Here is a 23,591-nt window from a genome sequence, read left to right as displayed (position 1 = left end):
AAATAATAGTATTAAAAATTCAAAATTAGTATCTTTAAAATATTCAATTAATTATTTTTGTAGTTCAAGAATATTAAAATTATAGCTATTAATTATACCAACGTAATATTACCAATTCCATTGCAAAAGTTATTTACTTATAAAATAACAGCAGCCGAAGCTAACTTTTTAAAGCCTGGGATGCGGGTTGCAGTAGAATTTGGAAAATCAAAAATATTTACCGCGTTGGTCTATAATATTCATAATACAGCGCCTGTTGGATATGAAGCAAAAGAAATTTACCAGATTTTAGATGAAGTACCCATTGTGAACGAATTGCAATTAAAACATTGGGAGTGGATTGCCAGTTATTATATGTGTTCTTTAGGTGAAGTTTTTAGAGCAGCCTTGCCAAGTGCATTTTTATTAGAAAGTGAAACAGAAATACAGTTAGTTGCTGGTTTTAAGAATGAAGAACTACTATCTGGTGAAGAGTTTTTAATTTTTGAAGCCTTACAACATCAATCGCAATTGTCAATTTCTAAAATTATTGAAATATTAGGAAAGAAGAATGTGTTTCCAATTATTAAAACTTTAATTGAAAAAAATGTTATTGTAGTTAAAGAGCAAATTTACGAGCAATACAAACCTAAACTTGTTAAATACATTCGATTAAAAGAACCTTGGAGTGCAAGCGAGAGGTTATCGGAATTATTAGAAACTTTAAGCAGGGCAAAAAAGCAACGTGAACTTATTTTAACTTATTTTCAGCTACAAAGTTTAAAAAAACCTATTAAAGTTGCACAGCTTCAAGAGAAAGCATCGGCTTCTAGTGCAGTAATAAAAGCCTTGCTAGATAAAGATATTTTCGAATTATATTTTATTCAAAAAGATCGAATAAGTTTTAGCGGAAAAACTTCAGAAATAAAAGAATTAACAGCACATCAACAAGAAGCTTACAGTGCCATAAAGGATACTTTTAACACCAAACAAGTAACGCTCTTAAAGGGAGTTACAAGTAGCGGTAAAACAGAGGTTTACGTTAAATTGATTAAACAATTACTTGATGATGGAGAGCAAGTGCTTTATTTACTGCCTGAAATTGCCTTAACAACCCAATTAATTGAAAGATTGCAACATTATTTTGGGGAATATTTATCTGTTTTTCATTCAAAATATTCTATGAATGAACGCGTTGAAGTTTGGAATAATGTATTGGAAAACAAACAAAAAGCACAGCTTATTTTAGGAGCACGGTCCTCATTATTTTTACCATTTTCAAATTTAGGATTTGTTATTGTAGATGAAGAACACGAGCCTTCTTTTAAACAATTCGATCCTGCGCCACGTTACCACGCTAGAGATGCAGCAATTGTTTTAGCCAACTTACACAATGCAAAAGTATTGTTAGGTTCTGCAACTCCAAGTGTTGAAACTTTTTACAATGCACAGCAAGGTAAATATGGTTTGGTGGAATTAAACAGACGTTTTGGAGATGTGTTATTGCCAGAAATAGAGTTGGTTGATGTTAAAGAAAAACATCGTAAAAAAAGAATGAAAGGCCATTTTTCTGATAGGTTGCTAGAAATGATTCAAGACGCTCTAGACGAAAAAGAACAAGTTATTTTATTTCAGAATAGGAGAGGTTTTGCTCCTGTTGTAGAATGTGAAACTTGTGGAGTTTCACCTCAATGCCCCCAATGCGATGTGAGTTTAACTTTTCATAGTTTTAGAAAAGAATTACGTTGCCATTATTGTGGTTACAGACAAGCGATGCCTCATAATTGTGGCGCTTGTGGAAGTGAAAAATTAAATACTAAAGGTTTTGGAACAGAGCAAATTGAGGCGGAATTAGAACAATTATTTCCAGATACTTCAATTGGCAGAATGGACTTAGATACAACACGAGGAAAATATGGGTATCAAAAAATTATCGGAAAATTTGAAGCTCAAGAAATAGATATTTTGGTTGGTACACAAATGCTTTCAAAGGGATTGGATTTTGCAAATGTATCATTAGTTGGAATTATGAGTGCAGATAGTATGCTTAATTTTCCAGATTTTAGAGCCCATGAACGTAGTTATCAATTAATGGTTCAGGTTGCAGGAAGAGCAGGAAGGTCTAAAAAAAGAGGTAAAGTAGCCATACAAACATTTAATCCTTACCATCAGATTTTACAACAGGTCTCTACCAATTCTTATAATGAAATGTTTAAAGAACAATTGGATGAGCGTTGGCAATACCACTATCCGCCATTTTATAGAATTATTAAAATTACGTTACGTCATAAAGATTTTATTAGAGTAGATGAAGGTGCGAATTGGTTAGGGAAATCACTAACAACTATTTTTAAGAACCAAATTTTAGGGCCTACAACACCCGCAATTTCAAAAATTCGCAACTATTTTATTCGTCATATTATTATTAAAATTCCACAAAAACAATCGTTAAGCGCCACTAAAGCAAACATTTTACGTGTTAAAAACTCATTTCAAGCGGTTAAGCAATTTCGTTCTATTAAATTTAATATAGATGTTGATAGTTATTAAGTTAGATTAATAGTTGAAAGGTTGAAGATGGAAAAGGGATAAAGAATTAAAGTTTATGGCGGATAAGCGGAGTCGAAGCTCCCTTACGGATTTATATTTGAAGAGGGTAAAGGTTACATCGGCTAAATATTTAATATTAGGAAAGTAATATAAAGACTTCATTTTTTATTAAATTTCCCCTTGCCAAATAATAATAAAAGAGTATATTTGCACCCTTAAAAGTAAAACTTAAAATTTTTAATTATGAATCATTACGAAACTGTTTTCATTTTGAATCCCGTTTTATCTGATATCCAGATAAAGGAAACAGTAAAGAAGTTCGAGGACTATCTTGTTTCTAAAGGTGCCGAAATGATCTCAAAAGAAGACTGGGGGCTAAAAAAGTTAGCGTATCCAATCCAAAACAAAAAAAGTGGTTTTTATCACTTATTTGAATACAAGCTAGACGGACAAGAAATTGCCGCTTTTGAACTTGAATTTAGAAGAGACGATAGTATTATGCGTTATTTAACTGTAAAGTTAGACAAACATGCTGCTGCTTGGGCTGAAAAAAGAAGAGAAAGAGTTAAAGCAACTAAAAAATAAGAGTTATGTCTATAGAACAACAAGCAAAAGGAGGAAAACAAGGTGATGTTCGTTACCTAACTCCATTAGATATTGACACAAAACAAGTAAAAAAATACTGTCGTTTTAAAAAGAACGGTATCAAGTATATTGATTATAAAGATGCTGACTTTTTATTATACTTAGTAAACGAACAAGGTAAAATTTTACCACGTCGTTTAACGGGTACTTCATTAAAATATCAACGTAAAGTTTCTGTAGCTATTAAAAGAGCACGTCACTTAGCTTTAATGCCATACGTTGGCGATATGTTAAAATAAAACTGAAAGGAATCATGGAAATTATATTAAAACAAGACGTTGAAAACTTAGGTTTTATAGATGATATTGTAACTGTAAAGAATGGTTACGGTCGTAACTTTTTAATTCCTCATGGATTTGCAGTATTAGCAACTACATCAGCGAAAAAAGTATTAGCTGAAACTTTAAAGCAACGTGCTTATAAAGAAGAAAAACTAATAAAAGATGCAACTAAGATTGCAGATGCAATTAAAGAATTAGAAATTAAAATTACAGCTAAAACTGGTGATGGAACTAAATTATTTGGTTCTGTTAATAACGGAAACGTATCAGAAGCTTTAGCTGCTGAAGGTCACAAAGTTGATAAAAAATACATTAAAGTTGAAGGTGGAAACATTAAAAGACTAGGAAAGTATAATGCAACTATAAGATTACATAGAGCGGTAATTGTAGATATACCTGTTGATGTAATTGCAGAAGCACAATAAAATAAAATCATAAGATTTTTATATATTTAATGAAACCGCCCAACTTGGGCGGTTTTTTTGTTTAAAAGTAGCATAGAAGTACTAATAGTTTCATCTTTACAGCACTTAATCAGCAAAATATAAAAAAGATATAATTTAATATTTTTATAAATCGAACTTGTTTAAATTTTTATCATTTAATGAAATACAGACAACTTACAAAAGAACAGTTCTCTGAACTGAATACGGAGTTTGCTAAATTTTTAGCAACACAGCAAATTGATGTAAAAGAGTGGGAAACCATAAAAAAAGAAAAGCCAACAATGGCTGAAGAAGAATTGAATATTTTTAGTGATGTTGTTTGGGAAGATGTGCTTACTAAAACAGAGTATTTAGAACATATTTCTAAAAACGATATTAATTTATTTAAATGTTCTTCAAAAGAAATAATTAGAATTTACATTAAGTTAAACGATACTTCTAAAAGTTTTTTAGATAAAAACGACTTCAACTGGTTTTTAAAAAATCCTGTGAATGATGATATAGACTATTTTAAAGCATCAAAAAAATATACTCAAGAACGAAATGTAGAGCTTTTTAAGTTGATTGAAATGGGAAGTGTTATTTCAAAAGGCGATTTATTTAATGCTATTGGTCAATTAATTCAGTAACAACCTTTACAACTCCTGTAGAGGCCTTTTCAGCAAATACTTTTAAATTTGGAAAGTAGTTTTTCTGTATTGCTGGTTTTGGATCAATAAAATATACTGGAATTTGGGGTGTGATATAATGTATCAAATTTGCAGCAGGATATACTTGCATAGATGTCCCTATAATCATTAATATGTCGGCTTTAGAAGTTATTTCAATAGCTTTTTCTAACATTGGAACTTCTTCTCCGAACCAAACAATATGAGGTCTTAATTGCGACCTTTCTTCACACGTATCACCTAATAAAACATCTTTATTCCAGGAATAGATTAAATTAGGGTTTTTGATACTTCTAACTTTTAACAGTTCTCCGTGCAAATGCAATACGTTTTTACTTCCAGCGCGTTCGTGTAAATCATCTATATTTTGCGTAATAATAGTTACTCGATATTTTTCTTCTAAGGCAACCAATGCTTTATGTGCTAGATTTGGAACAACTGTTAACAATTGTTGTCTTCGTTTATTGTAAAAATCTAAAACAAGTGCTTTGTTTTTATTCCAGCCAATAGGAGAGGCAACCTCCATAACATCATGCCCTTCCCAAAGTCCATCAGTATCTCTAAATGTGCTAATTCCACTTTCAGCACTCATCCCAGCACCCGTAAGAACAACTATTTTTTTCATATCAGTAATTTATTCAAAAGTAAAAATTTATCTTTGAAAAAAGGTAATTTTTGAATGGTAGATAAAAAGTATACAGTATATTTAGAACAGTTTGTCACTGAAAAAAGAAAAGCATTATTTAAAAAAGTGCTAAACGAACGTACAAGGCATTTTACAGTGGCGATTGAAGATATTTTTCAACCACATAATGCAAGTGCGATGGTGAGAACGTGTGATATTTTTGGAGTTCAGGACATGCATGTGATTGAGAGTAAATATAAATTTTACGCATCTAGATTGGTTGCAAAAGGAGCCCAAAAATGGGTGGATTTTTCTATGTACAATCAAAAGGATACCAATAATACACTAAATTGTATTGCTGCTTTAAGAGAAAAAGGTTATAAGATAATTGCTACAACACCTCATAATGAATCCTGTTTATTACAAGATTTTGATATTACTCAAAAATCGGCATTCTTTTTTGGAGTTGAAAAAGAAGGACTTTCAAAAGATGTAATGGATAATGCAGATGGTTTTTTAAAGATACCAATGGTTGGTTTTACTGAGAGTTTAAATATTTCTGTGGCTGCAGCAATTATTCTTCAAAATATGAATGAAAAATTAAAAGCATCTACTGTTAATTGGCAATTATCGGAACTAGAAAAATCGGAAAAATACCAGGATTGGTTAGAAAAAACGATAAAAAGCATTATAAAAATTAAGGAAAATTATTATGCTGAAAACTGAATTTAATTAAGATTTTATTTTATCATTCCTGCGTAGGAAGGAATCCATAATTGGTAGGTTGATGACCAGAGACTTAAAAAGTTATACACCTAAAAAATTAAGTTGATTATACTCCAAAATTGTGTTTTGTATTTAAACAGAATAGTTTAGATTCTTGCCTACTCAGGAATGACAGTAGAGTTTAAATAAATTGTTATATATAGAGGATTTGCTGCAATCCGTAAAATTTAAATCATTAATATTTAGATTCCAATCGAAGAAATAGCAGATTTAAACCAATAAAAAATTACTCAATCTTAATATCTTCAATTATTGCCATAGATTCGCAATTGGTAACCGTTAAGGTTATGTTTTTTAATTCTTGTTTTCCTTGAATAGTGTATGTATACAAACAACTATCTAATTTAATTTTATTTCTTAAATCAACATCACCTTTTTTAAGGACTTGAGATATTTTAGCAGTATCAATTTCATAAGTATTTAGAATAGCTAAAGCTTTTTCAGAAAACACACGTTCTTTTAAGCGTATATTTTTTAATACGCGTGCATTTGGACCATAATCAAAAGTGGTATTCTTTTTTTCAAATACAAATACTACAATAATAATTCCTATGGTTAATCCACCTAAAAAATAAGGCAAGCGTTGTTTAAAAGTCATACTACAAAAATAATAAGTTTATATCTCTAAAAGGAATGTTAAACCAATCTCCTACAGATTTGTTAGTTAAAATTCCGTGGTAAAAATACATTCCTTTTTGTAAACTTTTATCAAATCTCACAGCATTTTCAAATCCACCTTCTTCTGAAATATTTGAAAGGTAGGGTGTAAATATGTTACTTATTGATAATGAGGCCGTTCTAGAATATCTAGATGGGATATTTGGCACGCAATAATGAATAACCCCAAATTTTTCTACAATAGGATTTTTATGCGTTGTAACTTCAGAAGTTTCAAAACATCCACCACGATCTATACTAACATCAACAATTACGGCACCCGTTTTCATTTGTTGCACCATGGCTTCAGTAACTAGTACAGGTGAACGAGAATTTCCTCTAACTGCTCCAATAGCTATATCGCAACGCATTAAAGCCTTTTGAAGTGTTTTTGGTTGTATGGTTGAAGTATAGATAGGTCTTCCTAAATTGTGTTGTAAACTTCTTAATTTAGTTAAAGAATTATCAAAAACTTTTACATTTGCACCTAAACCAATAGCGGATCTAGCTGCAAATTCTGCAACGGTTCCTGCACCTAAAATTACAACTTCGGTAGGAGGTACACCACTAATATTTCCTAATAGCAATCCATTACCTTCTTTATCTTTACTCATCATTTCAGCTGCAATTAAAATAGAGGCAGTACCTGCAATTTCACTTAAAGATTTTACTACTGAATATATTCCTTGTTCGTCTCTAATAAAGTCAAATGCTACAGCTGTAATATGCTTCCTTGCTAATGCTTCAAAATATTTTTTAGTTTGTGTTTTAAGTTGTAACGCAGAGAATAAAATACTTTGCGGATGTATTAACTGTATTTCATCTAACGAAGGTGGTTCTACTTTTAAAATAATATGACAACCAAAAACTTCTTTAACATCATATGATATTTTTGCACCAGCTTCAGAATATTCGTTGTCAGAAAAATTAGCACCTTCACCTGCACCTGTTTCAATAATAAATTTATGACCTTGATTTGTTAACGCTGCAACAGCATCTGGTGTTAGGCAAACACGCTTCTCTTGATAATGTGTTTCTTTAGGAATTCCAATAACAAGGGAGCCTTTTTGTTTGCTAACTTCCAAAGTTTCCTCTTGCGGAATTAGCTCTTGTTTGCTAAATGGTGAAGTAATTTTTTTACTCATTATTTCTAACTTCTATTGTTCGTAGCTGATTTTCTAATGCTGTAATTGTAATAATTACTGAGTTTAAAGGTAATAAATTTTCTACTTTATTTGGCCATTCTACTAAACACCAGTTGTTACTGTAAAAATATTCTTCAATTCCCATATCCATAGCTTCCTCTTCTTTATTAATTCTATAAAAATCGAAATGATAAACTTTTTCATTTTTTGAACAATGGTATTCGTTAACTAATGAAAAAGTAGGGGAGCTTACTGTATCTAAAACACCTAATTGTTTAACAATTTCTTTTATAAGTGTTGTTTTTCCGACACCCATTTCTCCATAAAAAAGTAGTACCTTATGTTTTGAAAAATCAATAACTTCTTTAGCAATTTCTGGAAGTTGTTGTAGTGTGTAGTTTTTAATCATATTTTAAAGGCTAAAGGCCATAAGCAAAAAGCTAATAGCCGAATTATTTCGCTACAAATATAGCACATGGAATTATCATTTCCTCTAAAGAAATACCTCCGTGTTGGTATGTATTTCTATAATATTTTACAAAATGATTGTAATTATTAGGATATGCGAAGAAATAATCTTCTTTTGCAAAAATAAAAGAACTATTCATGGATAAAGAAGGTAATAAAATATCTTTTGGATTTTTAATTGCAAAAACTTCTTTATCTTCATACGAAAGGCTTTTACCGGTTTTGTATCTTAAATTTGAGCTGATATTTTTGTCGCCAATAACCTTTGAAGGAGCTTTTGAATTTATAGTTCCGTGGTCAGTTGTAACAATTAATTTTAATCCAAGTTTTTGTGCTTTTTGAATTATTTCTAATAAAGGCGAATTTAAAAACCAGCTGTTTGTTAAAGACCTATAGGCTTTGTCGTCTCTTGCTAATTCTTTAATAACCTCCATTTCGGTTTTTGCATGTGAAATCATATCAACAAAATTGTACACAATAACGGTTAAGTCATTTTCTTTTACACTATTAAAGCTATCAGCTAATTGTTTACCAGATTTTAAATTGGTAATCTTATAATATTCAAATTTTAAGTCTTCTCTAAGTCGTTGTAGCTGTGCTTCTAAAAATTCTTTTTCATATAAGTTTTTACCACCCTCATCGGTATCGTTTTTCCAAAAATCTGGATGTTGTTGTTCCATTTCTAAAGGCATTAAGCCCGAAAAAATGGAATTTCTAGCATACTGTGTCGCTGTTGGTAGAATACTTAAATAAGGAACTTCAAATTGTTTTTTATAGTATTCAGTAATTGTTTTTTCAATGATATTAAATTGGTCGTATCGTAAATTATCAATTACTACTAAAAGCGTTCCTTTTGAAGTTTTAACCTCGGGAATTATAATTTTTTTAAACAAAGTGTTTGATAAAATTGGAGCTTCTTCAGGATTTTGAATCCAATCTTGGTAATTCCTTTTAATAAATTTAAAGAATAACGAATTCGCTTCTTGTTTCTGACTCTCTAGAATTTCTACCATTCCAGAGTCGCTAATGTTTTCAAGCTCCAACTCCCAGTAAACCAACTTTTTATAAACTGTAATCCATTCTTTATAAGAATTGACCATAGCTAAATCCATTGCTATTTTTCTAAATTCTTGTTGGTAATTAGAAGTGGTTTTTTCTGAAACTAGGCGAGAATGGTCTAAATTCTTTTTAAGGCTTAATAAAATTTGATGCGGGTTTACAGGTTTTATTAAATAATCGGCAATTTTATTTCCAATAGCATCTTCCATAATATATTCCTCTTCGCTCTTAGTAATCATTACAATTGGAAGATTTGCGCGTTTGCTTTTAATTTCGGACAAGGTTTCTAATCCGCTTAATCCTGGCATATTTTCATCTAAAAAAACAATATCGTAATTGTTTTCTTCACATAAATCAATGGCATCAGCACCATTATTACATTTTGTAACAGCATATCCTTTTTTTTCTAAAAATAGAATGTGTGGTTTTAATAAATCAATTTCATCATCAACCCATAAAATACTTATTTCACTCATATTGTTTGTTATCTTTGTAGCATTATTAATAAAATAATTGTTTTGAACGAAAAAAACACGAACAAACTTAAAATATTAAACGATCCAATTTACGGTTTTATTACCATTCCGAATGCTTTAATATACGATTTAATAGAACATCCTTACTTTCAGCGTTTAAGAAGAATATCTCAAATGGGTTTATCGCATTTGGTATATCCTGGAGCGCATCATACAAGATTTCATCACGCCTTGGGTTGTATGCATTTAATGCAGAAAACTGTACGCATCTTAAAATTTAAAGGTGTTGAAATTTCAGACGAAGAGGCAAATGCACTTTATATAGCCATTTTATTGCATGACATTGGTCACGGGCCATTTTCACATGCGCTAGAGCAAAGTATTGCTACAGGAATACATCATGAAACAATTTCTTTAAAGTTTATGGAAGCTTTAAACGAAGAGTTTAAAGGAAAATTGACTTTGGCAATCACAATTTTTAGAGGAGATTACAATCGTAAATTCTTTTATCAATTAATTGCTAGTCAGCTAGATATGGATCGATTAGATTATTTAAAAAGAGATAGTTTTTATACAGGAGTTTCTGAAGGGAATATAAATTCGGAACGTTTAATTACTATGTTAAATGTGAAAAATGATGATTTAGTTGTTGAAGAAAAAGGGATTTATTCAGTAGAAAAATTTATTGTTGCAAGGCGTTTAATGTATTGGCAAGTTTATTTACACAAAACTGGCTTGGGGGCAGAGAAATTATTAGAAAAAGTGCTTTTACGAGCTAAAGAATTAGTGTTTGAAGGAGCTAAATTACCTGCTAGTAAGGCGTTTAATTATTTTTTAATCAATCAGATAAGCGAAGAAAATTTTAATTCAGCAACACTTAAAATATTTGCAAAATTAGATGATTATGATGTGTTGGCTTCCATTAAAGAATGGATTTCTAATAAGGATTTAATTCTTTCAAAATTATCGGAGAATTTAATTAATAGAAAGTTACCAAAAGTTGAATTGCAAAATCATCCATTCACTAAAGAAGAAATTGAGAGCGTAAAAAAACACTTAAAAAAGACATTTAATTTAAATGATGACGAAGTAAATTATTTAGTTTATAGTGGTAAAATTAGCAACCAAGCTTATGATTCAACAAAGAGCACTATAAAATTAGTTTTTAAAAATGGAGACGTTAAAGATGTTATTGAAGCATCAGATCATTTAAATATTCAAGCACTATCTAAACCAGTAAATAAGTATTACTTGTGTTATCCAAAGAAATAGGTATAGTGATACTTTTTTTTTACTTTTGCATCAAATGAAATTTACAGCAAGCCAAATAGCAGAAATTTTAGGAGGAGATATTGAGGGGGACGCAGACGTGGAAGTTTATAAACTTTCTAAAATTGAAGAAGGAGAAAAAGGTTCGTTAACTTTTTTGTCCAATCCAAAATATACACCGTATATTTATTCAACAAAAGCATCTATTGCAATAGTTGGGAAACATTTTATTCCAGAAAAGGAGTATAACACAACACTTATAAAAGTTGATGATGCCTATCAATCTTTTGCCTTATTATTAGAATATTATAATCAAGCTAAATCTCAAAAATCAGGTATAGAAGAACCTTCCTTTATAGCAAAAAGTGCCAAAGTTTTAGAAGATATTTATATTGGAGCATTCGCATATATTGGCAATAATGTTAGTATTGGGAAGAATGCAAAAATTTATCCGAATGTCTATATTGGAGATAATGTAAAAATTGGAGATAATGTTGTTTTATTTTCTGGAGCTAAAATATATTCTGAAACTGAAATTGGCAATAACTGTGTTATAAATTCAGGAGCAATTATTGGCGCAGATGGATTTGGCTTTGCACCGAGTAAGGATGGTGTTTATGATAAAATTCCTCAAATTGGAAATGTAATAATTGAAGATTATGTAGATATTGGTGCGGTAACAACAATTGATAGGGCAACCTTAGGTTCAACAATTATAAGGGAAGGCGTAAAGTTAGACAACCAAATTCAAGTAGCGCATAATGTTGAAATTGGTAAAAACACTGTAATCGCTGCACAAACAGGTATTGCAGGTTCCTCAAAAATAGGAGAAAACTGTATGATTGGTGGACAAGTAGGTATTGCGGGACATTTAACAATTGGGAATAATGTTAGGATACAAGCACAATCAGGAATTGGTAAAAACATAAAAGATGATGAAATTATTCAGGGCACACCTGCCTTTGGATATTCAGATTTTAATAAATCGTATGTTTATTTTAGAAAATTACCAAGTATTGTAGCAACAATTAATAGTTTAGAGAAAAAAGTAAAAGCTTTAAAAGAAAAATATGAGTACTAAACAAAAAACAATTAAAAATGAGGTAACGCTCTCTGGAGTTGGTTTGCATACAGGTAATAAAGTTACTATGACATTTAAACCTGCACCAGTTAATTATGGGTATGCTTTTGTTAGAATTGATTTGGAAGGAGAACCTGTAATTGAAGCAAGTGCAGAATATGTTGTTAATACACAACGTGGTACAAATTTAGAAAAGAGAGGTGTTTTTGTAAATACATCTGAGCATGTTTTGGCGGCAGTTGTTGCCTTGGATATTGATAATATTTGTATTGAAATAAATAGTGCGGAACCTCCAATAATGGACGGTTCTTCTAGGCAGTTTATTGAAGCACTTGAAAAAGCTGGAATTCAAGAACAAAAAGCAGAAAGAGAAGAATATGTAGTTAAAGAAATAATTTCTTACAAAGATGAAGAAACTGGCAGCGAAATTATTTTAATGCCTTCTGATGAGTACCAAATTACAGCAATGGTAGATTTTGGAACAAAAGTTCTTGGCACACAAAATGCCACTTTAAATTCGTTAAAAGATTTTAAAAAGGAAATTTCAGATGCACGTACTTTTAGTTTTTTACATGAACTTGAAATGCTGCTAGACAACGATTTAATTAAAGGTGGAGATTTAAACAATGCCATAGTTTATGTAGATAAAGAAATCTCAGAAGCAACTATGACCAAATTAAAGAAAGCCTTTAACAAAGATACGCTAACTGTAAAACCTAATGGAATATTAGATAATTTAACGTTACGTTGGGCCAATGAGGCAGCAAGACATAAATTGTTAGATGTAATTGGAGATTTAGCTTTGGCAGGTACCAGAATTAAAGGAAAAGTTATAGCAAATAAACCAGGACATTTAATAAATACTATATTTGCTAAAAAACTTCAAAAAATTATTAAACAAGAAAAAAGAAATAAAGTTCCTACTTTTGATTTAAATCAGCCACCACTTATGGATATTCATGAAATAATGAATATTTTACCACATAGGCCTCCATTTTTATTAATAGATAGAATTATTGAACTTTCAGATACTCATGTTGTTGGTATGAAAAATGTTACAATGAATGAAGATTTTTTTGTTGGACATTTTCCTGGAGCACCTGTAATGCCCGGTGTATTACAAGTTGAAGCTATGGCACAATGTGGAGGGGTTTTAGTATTGAGTACGGTACCAGATCCAGAAAACTATTTAACATATTTTATGAAAATGGATAATGTTAAATTTAAACAAAAAGTATTACCAGGTGATACCTTAATATTTAAAGCCGAATTAATATCTCCTATTAGACGTGGTATTTGTCATATGCAATCTTACGGTTATGCAAATGGAAAATTAGTTGTGGAAGCCGAATTAATGGCACAAATTGCAAAAAAACCTAAAGAATAATGAATCAACCTTTAGCATATATACACCCAGGTGCCAAAATTGCTACCAACGTAGTAGTAGAGCCTTTTACAACAATTCATAATAATGTTATTATTGGTTCCGGAACTTGGATTGGGTCTAATGTTACCATAATGGAAGGTGCAAGAATTGGGAAAAATTGTAGAATTTTTCCAGGAGCAGTAATTTCTGCAATTCCACAAGATTTAAAATTTGATGGTGAAGATTCTTTAGCAATTATTGGTGATAATACAACCATTAGAGAATGTTGCACCATTAATAGGGGAACTAAAGCCTTAGGGAAAACACAAATTGGAGATAATTGTTTAATCATGGCAACGTCACACATTGCACACGATTGTGTAATAGGAAATAATTGTATTTTGGCCAACGGTTCTGTAATTGCTGGACATGTTACAATTGGTGATTTTGCAATATTAAGCGGATTGGTAGCGGTACATCAATTTATTCATATAGGAGAACATGCAATGGTTTCAGGTGGGTCTTTAGTTAGAAAAGATGTTCCTCCATATACCAAAGCTGGTAAAGAGCCACTTTCATACGTAGGAATTAATTCAATTGGATTAAGAAGAAGGGGATTTGACACTGAAAAAATTAGAGAAATACAGAATGTATTTAGGCTTTTATATCAAAAAAATTACAATACTTCACAAGCGGTAGAAATAATTGAAGCCGAAATGGAAGCTACAAAAGAAAGGGATCAAATATTACTTTTTATAAAAAACTCACAAAGAGGTATTATGAAAGGATATACAGGGAGTTAATTATAATCTACAAATTTATAATAAACTTAAAATTAAAACTTAGAACTTAAATAAAACAAATGGCAACAACATCAGATATTAGAAACGGTTTATGTATAAAATATAATAATGATATTTTTAAAGTAGTAGAATTTTTACATGTAAAGCCAGGTAAAGGACCTGCATTTGTTAGAACCAAACTTAAAAGTTTATCTACAGGAAAATTATTAGACAATACATTCCCAGCAGGAAGAAAAATTGAAGATATTAGAGTAGAAACTAGAAAGTATCAATTTTTATATCCAGAAGGTGATATATTTCACTTTATGAATACAGAGGACTACAATCAAATTACTTTAGGCAAAGAAACACTTGATACTCCAGAACTTTTAAAAGAAGGAGAGGTAGTTACGGTTATTTTTAATACTGAAGATAGTATGCCTTTATCAGTAGAAATGCCTTCTAGTGTAATATTAGAAATAACGCATACAGAACCTGGTGTTAAAGGAAATACAGCTACTAACGCTACAAAACCAGCAACTGTAGAAACAGGTGCTCAAATTAATGTACCTTTATTTATAAATGAAGGTGATAAAATTAAAATAGACACTTCAAAAAGCTCATATTTAGAAAGGGTTAAAGAGTAAAACTATGAAATTTCCCCAAAAATATAGTTTGTTGGAAATTGCAAAATTATTAGAGGTTCCATACATTGGTCCAGATGATTTTCCAATTTATGGGTGCAACGAAATTCATGTTGTAGAAGATGGTGATATCGTTTTTGTTGACCATCCGAAGTATTACGATAAAGCTTTGAAATCAAAAGCTTCTGTTGTTTTAATTAATAAAAAAGTAGCTTGTCCAGAAGGAAAAGCATTATTAATATCCAAAGATCCTTTTTCAGATTTTAATAAACTTACCAAGTATTTTAATGCTTTTAAACCAGCTAATAAAGTAATAGCTGATTCAGCTGTTATAGGAAAAGGAACAATTGTTCAGCCGAATGTTTTTATTGGAAGTAATGTTACTATTGGAAAAAACTGTATAATTTATCCAAACGTTACAATTTATGATAATTGTACTATTGGTAATAATGTTACAATTCATTCAGGTTCAATATTAGGAGCCGATGCATTTTATTATAAAAAACGTAAAACCGGTTATGATAAATTAATTTCTGGTGGAAGTATTATTATTAAAGATAATGTAGATATAGGTGCATTGTGCACCATAGATAGAGGTGTTTCAGGAAATACTACAATTGGCAAAGGAACCAAGATTGACAATCAAGTTCAAATAGGTCATGATACAATTATAGGTGAGAATTGTTTGATAGCTGCCCAAACAGGTATTGCAGGCTGCGTTATTGTTGAAGATAACGTAACTTTATGGGGACAAGTTGGGACAAATAGCGGAATTACTATAGGAGAAAATGCAGTTGTTTTAGGACAAACAGGTGTTACAAAATCTATTAAAGGGAATTTAACTTATTTCGGCACACCCATTGAAGAGTCAAGAAAAAAATTGAAAGAAATTGTTGCGATTAAACAAATTATAAAAAATCAAAAAAAGTAAACTTTATTTTAAGTTAAAGTTATAAAATAAATTACTTTTGTAATAGTTTAAAAATAAAATACATACAAATGAGCGTTTTAGTAAATAAAAATTCAAATATAATTGTACAGGGTTTTACAGGAGGTGAAGGAACATTTCACGCTACCCAAATGATTGAGTATGGAACTAATGTTGTAGGTGGTGTAACTCCAGGAAAAGGAGGTCAATTGCATCTTGAAAAACCTGTTTTTAATACAGTACAAGATGCTGTAGATAAAGTTGCTGCCGATACGTCAATTATATTTGTACCACCAGCTTTTGCAGCAGATGCAATTATGGAAGCTGCTGCCGCAGGAATAAAAGTTATTATTTGTATTACAGAAGGAATTCCAGTTGCCGATATGGTTAAAGTTAAAGCATATATAGCAACTAAAGATTGTAGATTGGTTGGACCTAACTGTCCAGGAGTAATAACTCCAGAAGAAGCTAAGGTAGGTATTATGCCAGGGTTTATTTTTAGAAAAGGTTCAGTTGGTATTGTTTCAAAATCGGGTACACTAACATATGAGGCTGCTGATCAAGTTGTAAAACAAGGCTATGGAATTACAACTGCTATTGGTATTGGTGGAGATCCAATTATAGGAACTACTACTAAAGACGCTGTGGAATTGCTTATGAATGATGACGAGACAAAATGTATTGTAATGATTGGTGAAATTGGAGGTCAATTAGAAGCAGAAGCCGCGCAATGGATAAAAGCTACTGGAAACAAAAAGCCAGTTGTTGGTTTTATTGCTGGACAAACAGCACCAAAAGGTAGAACCATGGGGCACGCTGGAGCAATTGTAGGTGGTAAAGATGATACAGCACAGGCTAAAATGAAAATTTTAAGAGAAAATGGTATTCACGTTGTGGATTCTCCTGCAAAAATTGGAGCTAAAGTAGCAGAAGTATTAGGTTAGATTTAATCGTTATTAAAATAATATAAAAAACCTTTGATTTTCAAAGGTTTTTTTGTTTTTATTGTGAATTCAAATGTAACTTCTTACAAAAAATTTATCATCAGACTTTTTTTGATAATTCTTAATTTACAATTTGAAAATCAAAATTGTAAGTCAATTATTTATCAATAACTTTTATGGTACTTCCTTTTTTTATTGCTTTGTAGTTTTCATAGCATAATAAAACCGCTTCAATTAACTGTAAATCGCTAGCTTGTTTAATAAAGTAATCAGAATAATTACACTCATTCAATAGTTCGGTTAATTCTGCTGCATCCATTTCAAGATATTCCATCATTAACTCTCTATTAAATTTTGCTTCTAAAAGTTGACGTAATTCATCATTATCACGCATTTTTTTAAGCTTCTTTAATTGTTTTGGTTTTTTTCCAAACATATTATATACAAAGTCAATGGGTCTAAATAAGGCATCCACGGGCGAATTAAACTCTTTTCGTTGTCTTGTGCCAACTTCATAAGTTTGTGGTAAACCATTAATATGAATTCGTGAATATTTATCTTTTGGAACATTTTTAGCATCTATTTCTAAAACACCAATTAATTTATGAGACTTTACTACAACCTCACTAATTTCTTCGGCTTTTTCATAGAGTTCTATAACCAATTCGTTTCCTTTTAATAAATCGTTCGTTATTTTTAATTTAATAGATTGATATCCTAAGTAAGAAACATAAATAGTATCACTTACGGCAATAGCGATTTCAAAATCACCGTTTTCATTTGTAATAGTTCCAAAAACATCATTTAGGTTAAAAATATGGGCACCTTTTAAAGGTGTTTTATCCAGCTGATCTACAATTTGTCCTTTTAGAGTAACATTTGTAATACTGTTTCTGAGAGAATCAATTTTAGTTGGTTCTTGTGAAAATATTTTTACAGAAACTAAAAGCAGTACTAAATAAATAATTCTTTTTTGCATATGCAATAATAGTAATTATTAGTTATTAATTAAGTTAAAGATTTGAGAAATTTTAATCATCTTAGAAATTAAAAAGCCTTTATTTAGTACTAAATAAAGGCTTTAATTTTTAAAAATTGGTTGTTTAATTAATCGGTTTTAAAATTCCATACCTGGCCAATTGTTTCGCCACCTTTATCATCTTTTACAACAATTTTCCAATAATAAGAAGTTCCTCCTGTAACATTTACATTAAATGTTTTAGCAGTTTGGTTTGAGGCAACAATTGTTGTTGGTGTTTTAGCTGTTCCAAAATAAACATCAAAAGAAAGCGGATCGTTATCCACGTCAGAAGCATTCCATTCTAATATTGTACTTGTTTCAGTTACTGTTGCGTTTAATGTTGGGGCAACAATCTCTGGTGAAAAAGGCAAGTAATTTGAAACACCTTCTCCTTCCGTATAAAATGAATTTACAGTTGAATATGCACTGGCTAAATTCTTGTTATCCTTTGCACTTACTCTCCAATAATAGGCTACACCTTTTTCTAGTGAAAATAATTTAACTGTAGAAGTATTAGATACAGATTGTACTATTTGAGTAAATTGATTGTCTTTAGCTATCTGAATTTGGTAGGTAACAGGATCATCATCAGGATCTGTTGCAGCGTTCCATTTAAACTCAATTGAATTATCAATACAAAGTAAGTTGGCTGACGGATATACTAACGTTGGAATGTTTGGAGCATTATTCTCTGGTTCTGGGTCTGGAGAATCTCCACCTGAACCACCACACGACCATAATAATGTTGATAAAACTATTGTATAAATGTATTTTTTCATTTTTTCTTGATTAAGCAATAAAATTAATCATTTTTAAAATAGCCACAAAGTAAAGCTATGTAAAAATAATAAAAAAAGTTAGGTGTTTTTAAGTGTGCGCATAACTGGATTCGAACCAGCACGTTCTAAGCGAACACCAGCCCCTCAAGCTGGCGCGTCTACCAATTCCGCCATACGCGCTTAACTATCTTATACAAAAAAAGTTAAGTAAAAACTTAACTTTTTTTGTGACCTGGCTGGGGCTCGAACCCAGGACCACCTCCTTAAAAGGGAGGTGCTCTACCAACTGAGCTACCAGGTCTTTCCTTTTGCAATTGCGAGTGCAAATATACTATCTAATGTTTAAAATACAAGTTTTTTTTTGTAGTTTTTTAAACGATATTTGTAATCTTATTTTTTTAGACAAATTTATTATATGAAAATTGTATTATTAGGCTATATGGCATCAGGGAAATCAGCGGTTGGGAAACAACTTTCTGAAAAATTAAATATTAAGTTTATAGATCTAGATTTTTACATTGAAACCTATGAGGAAGCTTCAATAACATCAATTTTCAAAACCAAAGGAGAAATTTATTTTAGAAAAATAGAAGCTAAATATTTAGAACAACTTTTAAATCTACCTGAAGATTGTATTATTTCATTGGGTGGAGGTACCCCTTGTTATGGTACTAATATCGATTTTATTAAAAAGAAATCTAAGTCATTTTACTTAAATGCCTCAATAAGTACAATATTTAATAGAATAAAGGGAGAAACTTCGCAAAGACCGCTAGTAGCAACAATTGGAGAAGAAAATTTAATGGAATATATAGGTAAACATCTTTTCGAACGTACTCATTTTTATTCCGAAGCGGATGAAATAGTTACAGTTAATGATAAATCTATAGCAACTGTTGTTGAAGAAATTTCAGCTTTACTCTAAAACTGCTTGGGCACTATTTTTATCGAAAATTACATTTATATGTTCTTGCATTGAAGTTGATAAGGAAATTCCTTTAAAATCTGCTTTAACAGGATACTTTTTGTGATTTCTATTGATTAAAACAGCAGTATTAAATCTTTTTAGAGGAACTTCTAAAAAGTGCTTAATTCCGTAAATTAAAGTTGTACCTGAACTTAAAACGTCATCAACTAAAACCAACGGTTTATTCTTGTATGCTTCTGATTTTATACTAGTTGTAATTTCTTTCCTAGGATTTTTTTTGTCAATTTTCACTTCACATAAAACAACATTAAGTTCAGTAATATCATTTAAAATAGCTGCAATATTTTGAGCAAATACATAACCATTACCATTAATTCCAGCAATTATAATTTCTTTTTCATCACAATTGGTTTCATAAATCTGATAAGCAATACGACGTGTTTTGTTTTTAATTTGCTCGTTTGTTAAAATAATTGAACTTTCCATTGTTGTTATTTTTTTTCAAAGATAAAAAAGAATTCTTTTCCTTGTCTTGGTTTTATAGAATTATAACATTTTTCAAAAACCTTAATTTCAAATTTAGCGTAAAATAATTGAATGTATTCAATTAGATCTCCACCAAATGGAGGTCCTTCTTCGGTTAATTCAAAATCAAAAAGTAATCCTACTAATTTTCCGTTTTTGTTTAATAAACTGTGTATTTTATCAACATAATTTGTACGTAAAGAAGGAGAAAGTGCGCAAAAAAAAGTTTGTTCAATTATTAAATCGTACGTGGTTGTATGCTCAAAAAAGTTTTGATTGATTAAATGTTTAGTTGGAAAATGCGGAATTCTGGTTTCAATATTTTTTAATGGTTGTTGTGCAATATCCAAAACACTTATATTTTTAAAACCATTATCTATTAAGTATTCAGCTTCGTGACTATTACCTCCACCCGGAATAAGAATTTTTAGTTCCTTATTTTCAAGTTGATCTATGTATTCTTTAATAGGAGTAGAGACATATCCGATATCCCAACCGGTTTTATTGTTTTCATATTTGTGTTCCCAATATTCTTTATCAAGATCTATTTTATTCTTCTTGTAATTCATCTATATCTCGTCGATCTTTTTTTGTTGGTCTTCCAGCTCCTTTTTTACGGTAGTAGTCTTTAGCATATTTTAAAAGTTCAAATTTTTCAAACTCTTCCTTGGGAGTCATATCTTTTCTATATAAATCTACCAATTTAGCACTTACTCTATTTGGAGGAATATCCAAAACTTCAATTTTATAATTTATTTGATCTTTTCTAATTGTAATATGTTCTCCATTAAATATTAATTTAGAGGCTTTTACACTAGCATCATTTATTTTTATATGCCCTTTTTTACAGGCTTCTGTAGCTATACTTCTAGTTTTATACAACCTAATACACCATAAATATTTATCAATTCGCATTTAAATACTATAATAAAGTTAAATTTTAGCTTTTCTCTTTTAACAAAGGTATGAAAATAGTATCTTGCGCACCTTAAAATTAAATTAAATGAAAATTAAAAATATATTAGTATTATTTGTAATTGGGTTGGTTATTTTTTCTTGTAAAAAGGATGATGATGATTCAGATAACTATGACGCTGCTGGACAATCAATTATAGACGATAGTGTGTTAATTGACTATTTGAAAACACATTATTTGAATGAAGAAGACGGAGGTATTTGGACCATAACTAATGGTGAAACTCCGCTAATAGGGCAAGTAAATACTCAAGATATAATCTATAATGATGTTGCATATAAATTATATTATTTAAGACAAAATGAGGGTTCATCTATTGCTCCTTCAGCGGTAGATTCAATTTACGCAACATATACAGGAATGTTATTAGATAGTACTGTTTTTGATTCGAAGACTACTTTTTCTTGGAATATAGGTTCTAGTCCAGCTATTTTAAGTGGATTAATTCCTGGGTGGCAATATGGTTTTTCAAATTTTAAAGGAGGAACTGTAGTTCAAAACGAGGATGAATCTTTTGATTTTGAAGATTATGGAAAAGGAATTTTATTTATACCTTCTGGTTTAGCCTATCGTAATATTAGTCAAGGTTTGATTGAAAAAAATTCACCGTTAATTTTCGAAATTGAGTTAAAAAATGTAAACTTAATTGATCACGATTTAGATGGTGTAGATTCAAAATTTGAAGATTTAAATGGTGATAATAATTTTACCAATGATGATACAGACGAAGATGGTATTTATAACTATTTAGATGATGATGATGATGGAGATGGTGTGCTAACGATAGATGAAGATGCAAACGGTGATGGAGATCCAACAAATGACGATTCTAATAGCAATGGTATTCCAGATTATTTAGACAATACTACGAAATAGCGGTTTTAAGTTATAGAACTTATAAATTGTGATAATATTTAAATAAAAAACTCAGGATTAATTTAATTCTGAGTTTTTTATTTTTATACATTTTTTAACGTTTGACCATTAAATACTGAAATTAATCTTCATCTTCTAAAGCTCTTTCAAGTAATTTATCGTTAAAATTTTTAGACCCGATTGCTCCTAATTTTTTAATGGTTTCTACTTTTCTAATAAGATTTCCTTTTCCAGTTAATTTTTTCATAGAAGTATCATAACTTCCTTGGACCGTTTTAAGCTGGTTGCCAACTTTAATTAAATCGTCTGTTAAATTAACAAATTGATCATACAGCCGTGTGGCTTGTAATGCAATTTCAATAGCGTTACGTTGTTGTTTTTCGTTATTCCACATACTATCAATGGTGCGCAAAGTTGCTAACAAGGTAGTAGGTGTAACAATTACAATATTTTTTTCGAATGCTTTGTTATACAATTGATTATCGCTATTTAAAGCAACAGCAAAAGCAGGTTCAATAGGTATAAATAGTAACACAAAATTAGGAGAGTCTATTTGGTAAATATCTTGATAATTCTTTTCACTTAATTGTGTAATATGTCGTTTTAAAGAGTTTATATGTGCTGTAATTGCTTGTTCTTTATCTAAAGTTGATTCTGCGTTTACGTATTGCTCATAAGCTGTTAGTGACACTTTAGAATCGATAATCATTTTTTTATTATCTGGTAAATGAATTACGATATCTGGTAAAATTCGTTTACCATCAGCATTTGTAAAACTTTGCTGTACAAAATATTCTCTATTTTTTTCGAGTCCAGATTTCTCTAAAACACGTTCCAATACTAATTCTCCCCAATTTCCTTGGGTTTTACTATCTCCTTTTAATGCTTTTGTTAAGTTCAACGTTTCTTTACTCATTTGTAAATTCAACTCTTTTAAACCAACTATTTGCTGACGTAAAGCGGCATGGTAATCTATACTTTCTTTATGTGTATTTTCAACTTTTTTTTCAAAATCGTGAATTTTTTCTTGTAATGGATTTAGAATGCTTTTAATATTTTCTTTGTTCTGCTCTGTAAATTTTGATGATTTTTCTTCCAATATTTTTGAAGCCAACAATTCAAAATCTTTTGAAAACTTTTCTTGTAATTGAGCTATTTCTTGTTTGTTTTCCGTTAATTTTTCGTCTAAGTTTTTTAACTCAGAAACCTTCTGAGTATAACGTAAATCAATTTCATGTTTCTCATTAGATAAAACAGATTTATCTTCATTTAATTTGTTGATTAAAATAATATTACGTTCCTTCTCTTCAAGTAATAGTTTATATTTAATTTCTAATTCTGAAGTAATTTTTTGTAATTTATTTTTAATAATTAAGTAACTAATTGTATAGCCAATTATAAAAAATAAAGCAGCAATTAAACTATAGATTAAAAAAGGATTCATAGTAATAAAAATTAGTTTATAAAAGTAAGATTTTTATATTTGCGACAAGAACTCATTAATTAGAAATTAAAGTTGAGTTATTAACATCAGATGAAAACAATTGCAAAATTTATTTTACACACGTTATTAGGATGGAAAATTATTGGAAATTTTCCTAAAGATTTAAAAAAATATGTAATTATTGCTGCTCCTCATACACATTGGCTTGACTTTCCTTTAGGTATTTGTGTAAAATACGCTACG

The 23,591-nt window shown here is 30.2% G+C and carries 26 protein-coding genes and 2 tRNA genes; 15 read left to right on the top strand and 13 right to left on the bottom strand.

Features of this window, described 5'->3' with window-relative positions:
* Nucleotides 1-87 precede the first annotated feature (87 nt).
* The 5 genes from priA to IEW75_RS10030 all read left to right on the top strand — a co-directional run bounded on the left by priA (nucleotide 88) and on the right by IEW75_RS10030 (nucleotide 4,530).
* A complete protein-coding gene (gene priA, locus IEW75_RS10050) occupies nucleotides 88-2,529 on the top strand; it encodes a replication restart helicase PriA (protein WP_158283771.1) in 2,442 nt (813 codons plus the stop codon).
* Between the two features lie 243 nt (nucleotides 2,530-2,772).
* On the top strand, nucleotides 2,773-3,114 hold the full coding sequence (rpsF, locus tag IEW75_RS10045) for a 30S ribosomal protein S6 (RefSeq protein WP_134246610.1): 342 nt from the start codon (nucleotides 2,773-2,775) through the stop codon (nucleotides 3,112-3,114).
* A gap of 5 nt (nucleotides 3,115-3,119) precedes the next feature.
* A complete protein-coding gene (gene rpsR / locus IEW75_RS10040) occupies nucleotides 3,120-3,413 on the top strand; it encodes a 30S ribosomal protein S18 (RefSeq protein WP_111708427.1) in 294 nt (97 codons plus the stop codon).
* A 14-nt stretch (nucleotides 3,414-3,427) separates the two neighbouring features.
* Complete coding sequence (rplI, locus tag IEW75_RS10035) at nucleotides 3,428-3,880, top strand: 50S ribosomal protein L9 (protein WP_134246611.1); 453 nt, start codon at nucleotides 3,428-3,430, stop codon at nucleotides 3,878-3,880.
* A gap of 179 nt (nucleotides 3,881-4,059) precedes the next feature.
* Nucleotides 4,060-4,530 (top strand): DUF6495 family protein, encoded by a 471-nt coding sequence (locus IEW75_RS10030; protein ID WP_134246612.1) that lies wholly within the window; start codon nucleotides 4,060-4,062, stop codon nucleotides 4,528-4,530.
* Here IEW75_RS10030 and IEW75_RS10025 read toward each other — a convergent pair.
* Entirely contained in the window at nucleotides 4,508-5,194 is a 687-nt protein-coding gene (locus IEW75_RS10025) for an SIR2 family NAD-dependent protein deacylase (protein ID WP_134246613.1), read from the bottom strand. The genes IEW75_RS10030 and IEW75_RS10025 overlap by 23 nt on opposite strands.
* Before the next feature lie 54 nt (nucleotides 5,195-5,248).
* Here IEW75_RS10025 and IEW75_RS10020 point away from each other — a divergent pair, with 54 nt between their 5' ends.
* Nucleotides 5,249-5,920 carry a TrmH family RNA methyltransferase gene (locus IEW75_RS10020; protein ID WP_134246614.1) on the top strand — a complete coding sequence of 224 codons (672 nt, stop codon included), beginning with the start codon at nucleotides 5,249-5,251 and terminating at the stop codon, nucleotides 5,918-5,920.
* Nucleotides 5,921-6,206: 286 nt separating this feature from the next.
* Here IEW75_RS10020 and IEW75_RS10015 read toward each other — a convergent pair whose 3' ends face one another.
* The 4 genes from IEW75_RS10015 to porX are packed head-to-tail and all read right to left on the bottom strand — an operon-like array spanning nucleotide 6,207 to nucleotide 9,785.
* The gene (locus tag IEW75_RS10015; RefSeq protein WP_134246615.1) at nucleotides 6,207-6,578 is read right to left on the bottom strand and encodes a DUF4258 domain-containing protein; all 372 of its coding nucleotides are present in this window, start codon (nucleotides 6,576-6,578) and stop codon (nucleotides 6,207-6,209) included.
* A 1-nt stretch (nucleotide 6,579) separates the two neighbouring features.
* The gene (locus tag IEW75_RS10010; RefSeq protein WP_134246616.1) at nucleotides 6,580-7,782 is read right to left on the bottom strand and encodes an alanine dehydrogenase; all 1,203 of its coding nucleotides are present in this window, start codon (nucleotides 7,780-7,782) and stop codon (nucleotides 6,580-6,582) included.
* Nucleotides 7,775-8,191, bottom strand: coding sequence for a tRNA (adenosine(37)-N6)-threonylcarbamoyltransferase complex ATPase subunit type 1 TsaE (gene tsaE / locus IEW75_RS10005; protein ID WP_134246617.1), 417 nt, complete (start codon nucleotides 8,189-8,191; stop codon nucleotides 7,775-7,777). Before tsaE ends, IEW75_RS10010 begins: the two co-directional genes overlap by 8 nt.
* A gap of 43 nt (nucleotides 8,192-8,234) precedes the next feature.
* Nucleotides 8,235-9,785: a T9SS response regulator signal transducer PorX gene (gene porX / locus IEW75_RS10000; protein WP_134246618.1), complete on the bottom strand. Its 1,551-nt coding sequence runs from the start codon at nucleotides 9,783-9,785 to the stop codon at nucleotides 8,235-8,237.
* Nucleotides 9,786-9,827: 42 nt separating this feature from the next.
* On the opposite strand from porX, the gene IEW75_RS09995 reads away from it, so the two are divergent.
* The 7 genes from IEW75_RS09995 (at nucleotide 9,828) to sucD (ending at nucleotide 16,799) form a co-directional block, all read left to right on the top strand.
* On the top strand, nucleotides 9,828-11,057 hold the full coding sequence (locus tag IEW75_RS09995) for an HD domain-containing protein (RefSeq protein WP_134246619.1): 1,230 nt from the start codon (nucleotides 9,828-9,830) through the stop codon (nucleotides 11,055-11,057).
* Nucleotides 11,058-11,091: 34 nt separating this feature from the next.
* The gene (gene lpxD, locus IEW75_RS09990; protein ID WP_134246620.1) at nucleotides 11,092-12,135 is read left to right on the top strand and encodes a UDP-3-O-(3-hydroxymyristoyl)glucosamine N-acyltransferase; all 1,044 of its coding nucleotides are present in this window, start codon (nucleotides 11,092-11,094) and stop codon (nucleotides 12,133-12,135) included.
* Nucleotides 12,125-13,522: a bifunctional UDP-3-O-[3-hydroxymyristoyl] N-acetylglucosamine deacetylase/3-hydroxyacyl-ACP dehydratase gene (locus tag IEW75_RS09985; protein ID WP_134246621.1), complete on the top strand. Its 1,398-nt coding sequence runs from the start codon at nucleotides 12,125-12,127 to the stop codon at nucleotides 13,520-13,522. The genes lpxD and IEW75_RS09985 overlap by 11 nt, the downstream gene beginning before the upstream one ends.
* Entirely contained in the window at nucleotides 13,522-14,304 is a 783-nt protein-coding gene (gene lpxA, locus IEW75_RS09980) for an acyl-ACP--UDP-N-acetylglucosamine O-acyltransferase (RefSeq protein WP_134246622.1), read from the top strand. Before IEW75_RS09985 ends, lpxA begins: the two co-directional genes overlap by 1 nt.
* A gap of 59 nt (nucleotides 14,305-14,363) precedes the next feature.
* Nucleotides 14,364-14,930 carry an elongation factor P gene (gene efp, locus IEW75_RS09975; RefSeq protein WP_134246623.1) on the top strand — a complete coding sequence of 189 codons (567 nt, stop codon included), beginning with the start codon at nucleotides 14,364-14,366 and terminating at the stop codon, nucleotides 14,928-14,930.
* 4 nt (nucleotides 14,931-14,934) lie between these two features.
* Entirely contained in the window at nucleotides 14,935-15,858 is a 924-nt protein-coding gene (locus tag IEW75_RS09970; protein ID WP_134246624.1) for a UDP-3-O-(3-hydroxymyristoyl)glucosamine N-acyltransferase, read from the top strand.
* A gap of 68 nt (nucleotides 15,859-15,926) precedes the next feature.
* Entirely contained in the window at nucleotides 15,927-16,799 is an 873-nt protein-coding gene (gene sucD, locus IEW75_RS09965) for a succinate--CoA ligase subunit alpha (RefSeq protein WP_134246625.1), read from the top strand.
* A gap of 157 nt (nucleotides 16,800-16,956) precedes the next feature.
* Here sucD and IEW75_RS09960 read toward each other — a convergent pair whose 3' ends face one another.
* From IEW75_RS09960 to IEW75_RS09945, 4 genes are all read right to left on the bottom strand, one after another.
* Complete coding sequence (locus tag IEW75_RS09960; protein ID WP_134246626.1) at nucleotides 16,957-17,778, bottom strand: carboxypeptidase-like regulatory domain-containing protein; 822 nt, start codon at nucleotides 17,776-17,778, stop codon at nucleotides 16,957-16,959.
* A 128-nt stretch (nucleotides 17,779-17,906) separates the two neighbouring features.
* Entirely contained in the window at nucleotides 17,907-18,599 is a 693-nt protein-coding gene (locus tag IEW75_RS09955) for a fibronectin type III domain-containing protein (protein WP_134246627.1), read from the bottom strand.
* 95 nt (nucleotides 18,600-18,694) lie between these two features.
* Nucleotides 18,695-18,779 (bottom strand) — tRNA-Leu (locus IEW75_RS09950).
* Between the two features lie 48 nt (nucleotides 18,780-18,827).
* Nucleotides 18,828-18,900: transfer RNA gene (locus IEW75_RS09945), tRNA-Lys, on the bottom strand.
* Nucleotides 18,901-19,014: 114 nt separating this feature from the next.
* On the opposite strand from IEW75_RS09945, the gene IEW75_RS09940 reads away from it, so the two are divergent.
* The gene (locus IEW75_RS09940) at nucleotides 19,015-19,524 is read left to right on the top strand and encodes a shikimate kinase (protein WP_134246628.1); all 510 of its coding nucleotides are present in this window, start codon (nucleotides 19,015-19,017) and stop codon (nucleotides 19,522-19,524) included.
* Here IEW75_RS09940 and IEW75_RS09935 read toward each other — a convergent pair.
* From IEW75_RS09935 to IEW75_RS09925, 3 genes are read right to left on the bottom strand one after another with little or no spacing between them, the layout of a single operon-like run.
* Complete coding sequence (locus IEW75_RS09935; RefSeq protein ID WP_134246629.1) at nucleotides 19,516-20,013, bottom strand: phosphoribosyltransferase family protein; 498 nt, start codon at nucleotides 20,011-20,013, stop codon at nucleotides 19,516-19,518. The genes IEW75_RS09940 and IEW75_RS09935 overlap by 9 nt on opposite strands.
* A 5-nt stretch (nucleotides 20,014-20,018) precedes the next feature.
* Entirely contained in the window at nucleotides 20,019-20,621 is a 603-nt protein-coding gene (locus tag IEW75_RS09930; protein WP_204744133.1) for a class I SAM-dependent methyltransferase, read from the bottom strand.
* Nucleotides 20,602-20,967 carry an RNA-binding S4 domain-containing protein gene (locus tag IEW75_RS09925; protein ID WP_134246630.1) on the bottom strand — a complete coding sequence of 122 codons (366 nt, stop codon included), beginning with the start codon at nucleotides 20,965-20,967 and terminating at the stop codon, nucleotides 20,602-20,604. The genes IEW75_RS09930 and IEW75_RS09925 overlap by 20 nt, the downstream gene beginning before the upstream one ends.
* An 88-nt stretch (nucleotides 20,968-21,055) precedes the next feature.
* On the opposite strand from IEW75_RS09925, the gene IEW75_RS09920 reads away from it, so the two are divergent.
* Nucleotides 21,056-21,904 carry an FKBP-type peptidyl-prolyl cis-trans isomerase gene (locus IEW75_RS09920; protein WP_134246631.1) on the top strand — a complete coding sequence of 283 codons (849 nt, stop codon included), beginning with the start codon at nucleotides 21,056-21,058 and terminating at the stop codon, nucleotides 21,902-21,904.
* Nucleotides 21,905-22,025: 121 nt separating this feature from the next.
* Here IEW75_RS09920 and IEW75_RS09915 read toward each other — a convergent pair whose 3' ends face one another.
* A complete protein-coding gene (locus IEW75_RS09915) occupies nucleotides 22,026-23,348 on the bottom strand; it encodes a DNA recombination protein RmuC (protein WP_134246632.1) in 1,323 nt (440 codons plus the stop codon).
* Nucleotides 23,349-23,591 lie beyond the last annotated feature (243 nt).

The sequence above is a fragment of the Lutibacter litoralis genome, assembly GCF_014646675.1.
GTDB lineage: Bacteria > Bacteroidota > Bacteroidia > Flavobacteriales > Flavobacteriaceae > Lutibacter > Lutibacter litoralis.
The sequence above is the reverse complement of the archived record's forward strand: the minus strand, read 5'-3'. Positions and strand labels throughout refer to the sequence as shown.

What these genes read in the sequence shown, in the direction of transcription:
- IEW75_RS09960 (WP_134246626.1), bottom strand. Translation starts at nt 17,778, where the DNA reads ATGCAAAAAAGAATTATTTATTTAGTACTGCTTTTAGTTTCTGTAAAA.
- efp (WP_134246623.1), top strand. Translation starts at nt 14,364, where the DNA reads ATGGCAACAACATCAGATATTAGAAACGGTTTATGTATAAAATATAAT.
- IEW75_RS09940 (WP_134246628.1), top strand. Translation starts at nt 19,015, where the DNA reads ATGAAAATTGTATTATTAGGCTATATGGCATCAGGGAAATCAGCGGTT.
- rplI (WP_134246611.1), top strand. Translation starts at nt 3,428, where the DNA reads ATGGAAATTATATTAAAACAAGACGTTGAAAACTTAGGTTTTATAGAT.
- IEW75_RS09985 (WP_134246621.1), top strand. Translation starts at nt 12,125, where the DNA reads ATGAGTACTAAACAAAAAACAATTAAAAATGAGGTAACGCTCTCTGGA.
- rpsR (WP_111708427.1), top strand. Translation starts at nt 3,120, where the DNA reads ATGTCTATAGAACAACAAGCAAAAGGAGGAAAACAAGGTGATGTTCGT.
- IEW75_RS09915 (WP_134246632.1), bottom strand. Translation starts at nt 23,348, where the DNA reads ATGAATCCTTTTTTAATCTATAGTTTAATTGCTGCTTTATTTTTTATA.
- IEW75_RS09970 (WP_134246624.1), top strand. Translation starts at nt 14,935, where the DNA reads ATGAAATTTCCCCAAAAATATAGTTTGTTGGAAATTGCAAAATTATTA.
- rpsF (WP_134246610.1), top strand. Translation starts at nt 2,773, where the DNA reads ATGAATCATTACGAAACTGTTTTCATTTTGAATCCCGTTTTATCTGAT.
- lpxA (WP_134246622.1), top strand. Translation starts at nt 13,522, where the DNA reads ATGAATCAACCTTTAGCATATATACACCCAGGTGCCAAAATTGCTACC.
- IEW75_RS09925 (WP_134246630.1), bottom strand. Translation starts at nt 20,967, where the DNA reads ATGCGAATTGATAAATATTTATGGTGTATTAGGTTGTATAAAACTAGA.
- IEW75_RS09935 (WP_134246629.1), bottom strand. Translation starts at nt 20,013, where the DNA reads ATGGAAAGTTCAATTATTTTAACAAACGAGCAAATTAAAAACAAAACA.
- IEW75_RS09930 (WP_204744133.1), bottom strand. Translation starts at nt 20,621, where the DNA reads ATGAATTACAAGAAGAATAAAATAGATCTTGATAAAGAATATTGGGAA.
- tsaE (WP_134246617.1), bottom strand. Translation starts at nt 8,191, where the DNA reads ATGATTAAAAACTACACACTACAACAACTTCCAGAAATTGCTAAAGAA.
- porX (WP_134246618.1), bottom strand. Translation starts at nt 9,785, where the DNA reads ATGAGTGAAATAAGTATTTTATGGGTTGATGATGAAATTGATTTATTA.
- IEW75_RS09955 (WP_134246627.1), bottom strand. Translation starts at nt 18,599, where the DNA reads ATGAAAAAATACATTTATACAATAGTTTTATCAACATTATTATGGTCG.
- IEW75_RS10010 (WP_134246616.1), bottom strand. Translation starts at nt 7,782, where the DNA reads ATGAGTAAAAAAATTACTTCACCATTTAGCAAACAAGAGCTAATTCCG.
- IEW75_RS09920 (WP_134246631.1), top strand. Translation starts at nt 21,056, where the DNA reads ATGAAAATTAAAAATATATTAGTATTATTTGTAATTGGGTTGGTTATT.
- IEW75_RS10030 (WP_134246612.1), top strand. Translation starts at nt 4,060, where the DNA reads ATGAAATACAGACAACTTACAAAAGAACAGTTCTCTGAACTGAATACG.
- IEW75_RS10025 (WP_134246613.1), bottom strand. Translation starts at nt 5,194, where the DNA reads ATGAAAAAAATAGTTGTTCTTACGGGTGCTGGGATGAGTGCTGAAAGT.
- sucD (WP_134246625.1), top strand. Translation starts at nt 15,927, where the DNA reads ATGAGCGTTTTAGTAAATAAAAATTCAAATATAATTGTACAGGGTTTT.
- IEW75_RS10020 (WP_134246614.1), top strand. Translation starts at nt 5,249, where the DNA reads ATGGTAGATAAAAAGTATACAGTATATTTAGAACAGTTTGTCACTGAA.
- IEW75_RS10015 (WP_134246615.1), bottom strand. Translation starts at nt 6,578, where the DNA reads ATGACTTTTAAACAACGCTTGCCTTATTTTTTAGGTGGATTAACCATA.
- lpxD (WP_134246620.1), top strand. Translation starts at nt 11,092, where the DNA reads ATGAAATTTACAGCAAGCCAAATAGCAGAAATTTTAGGAGGAGATATT.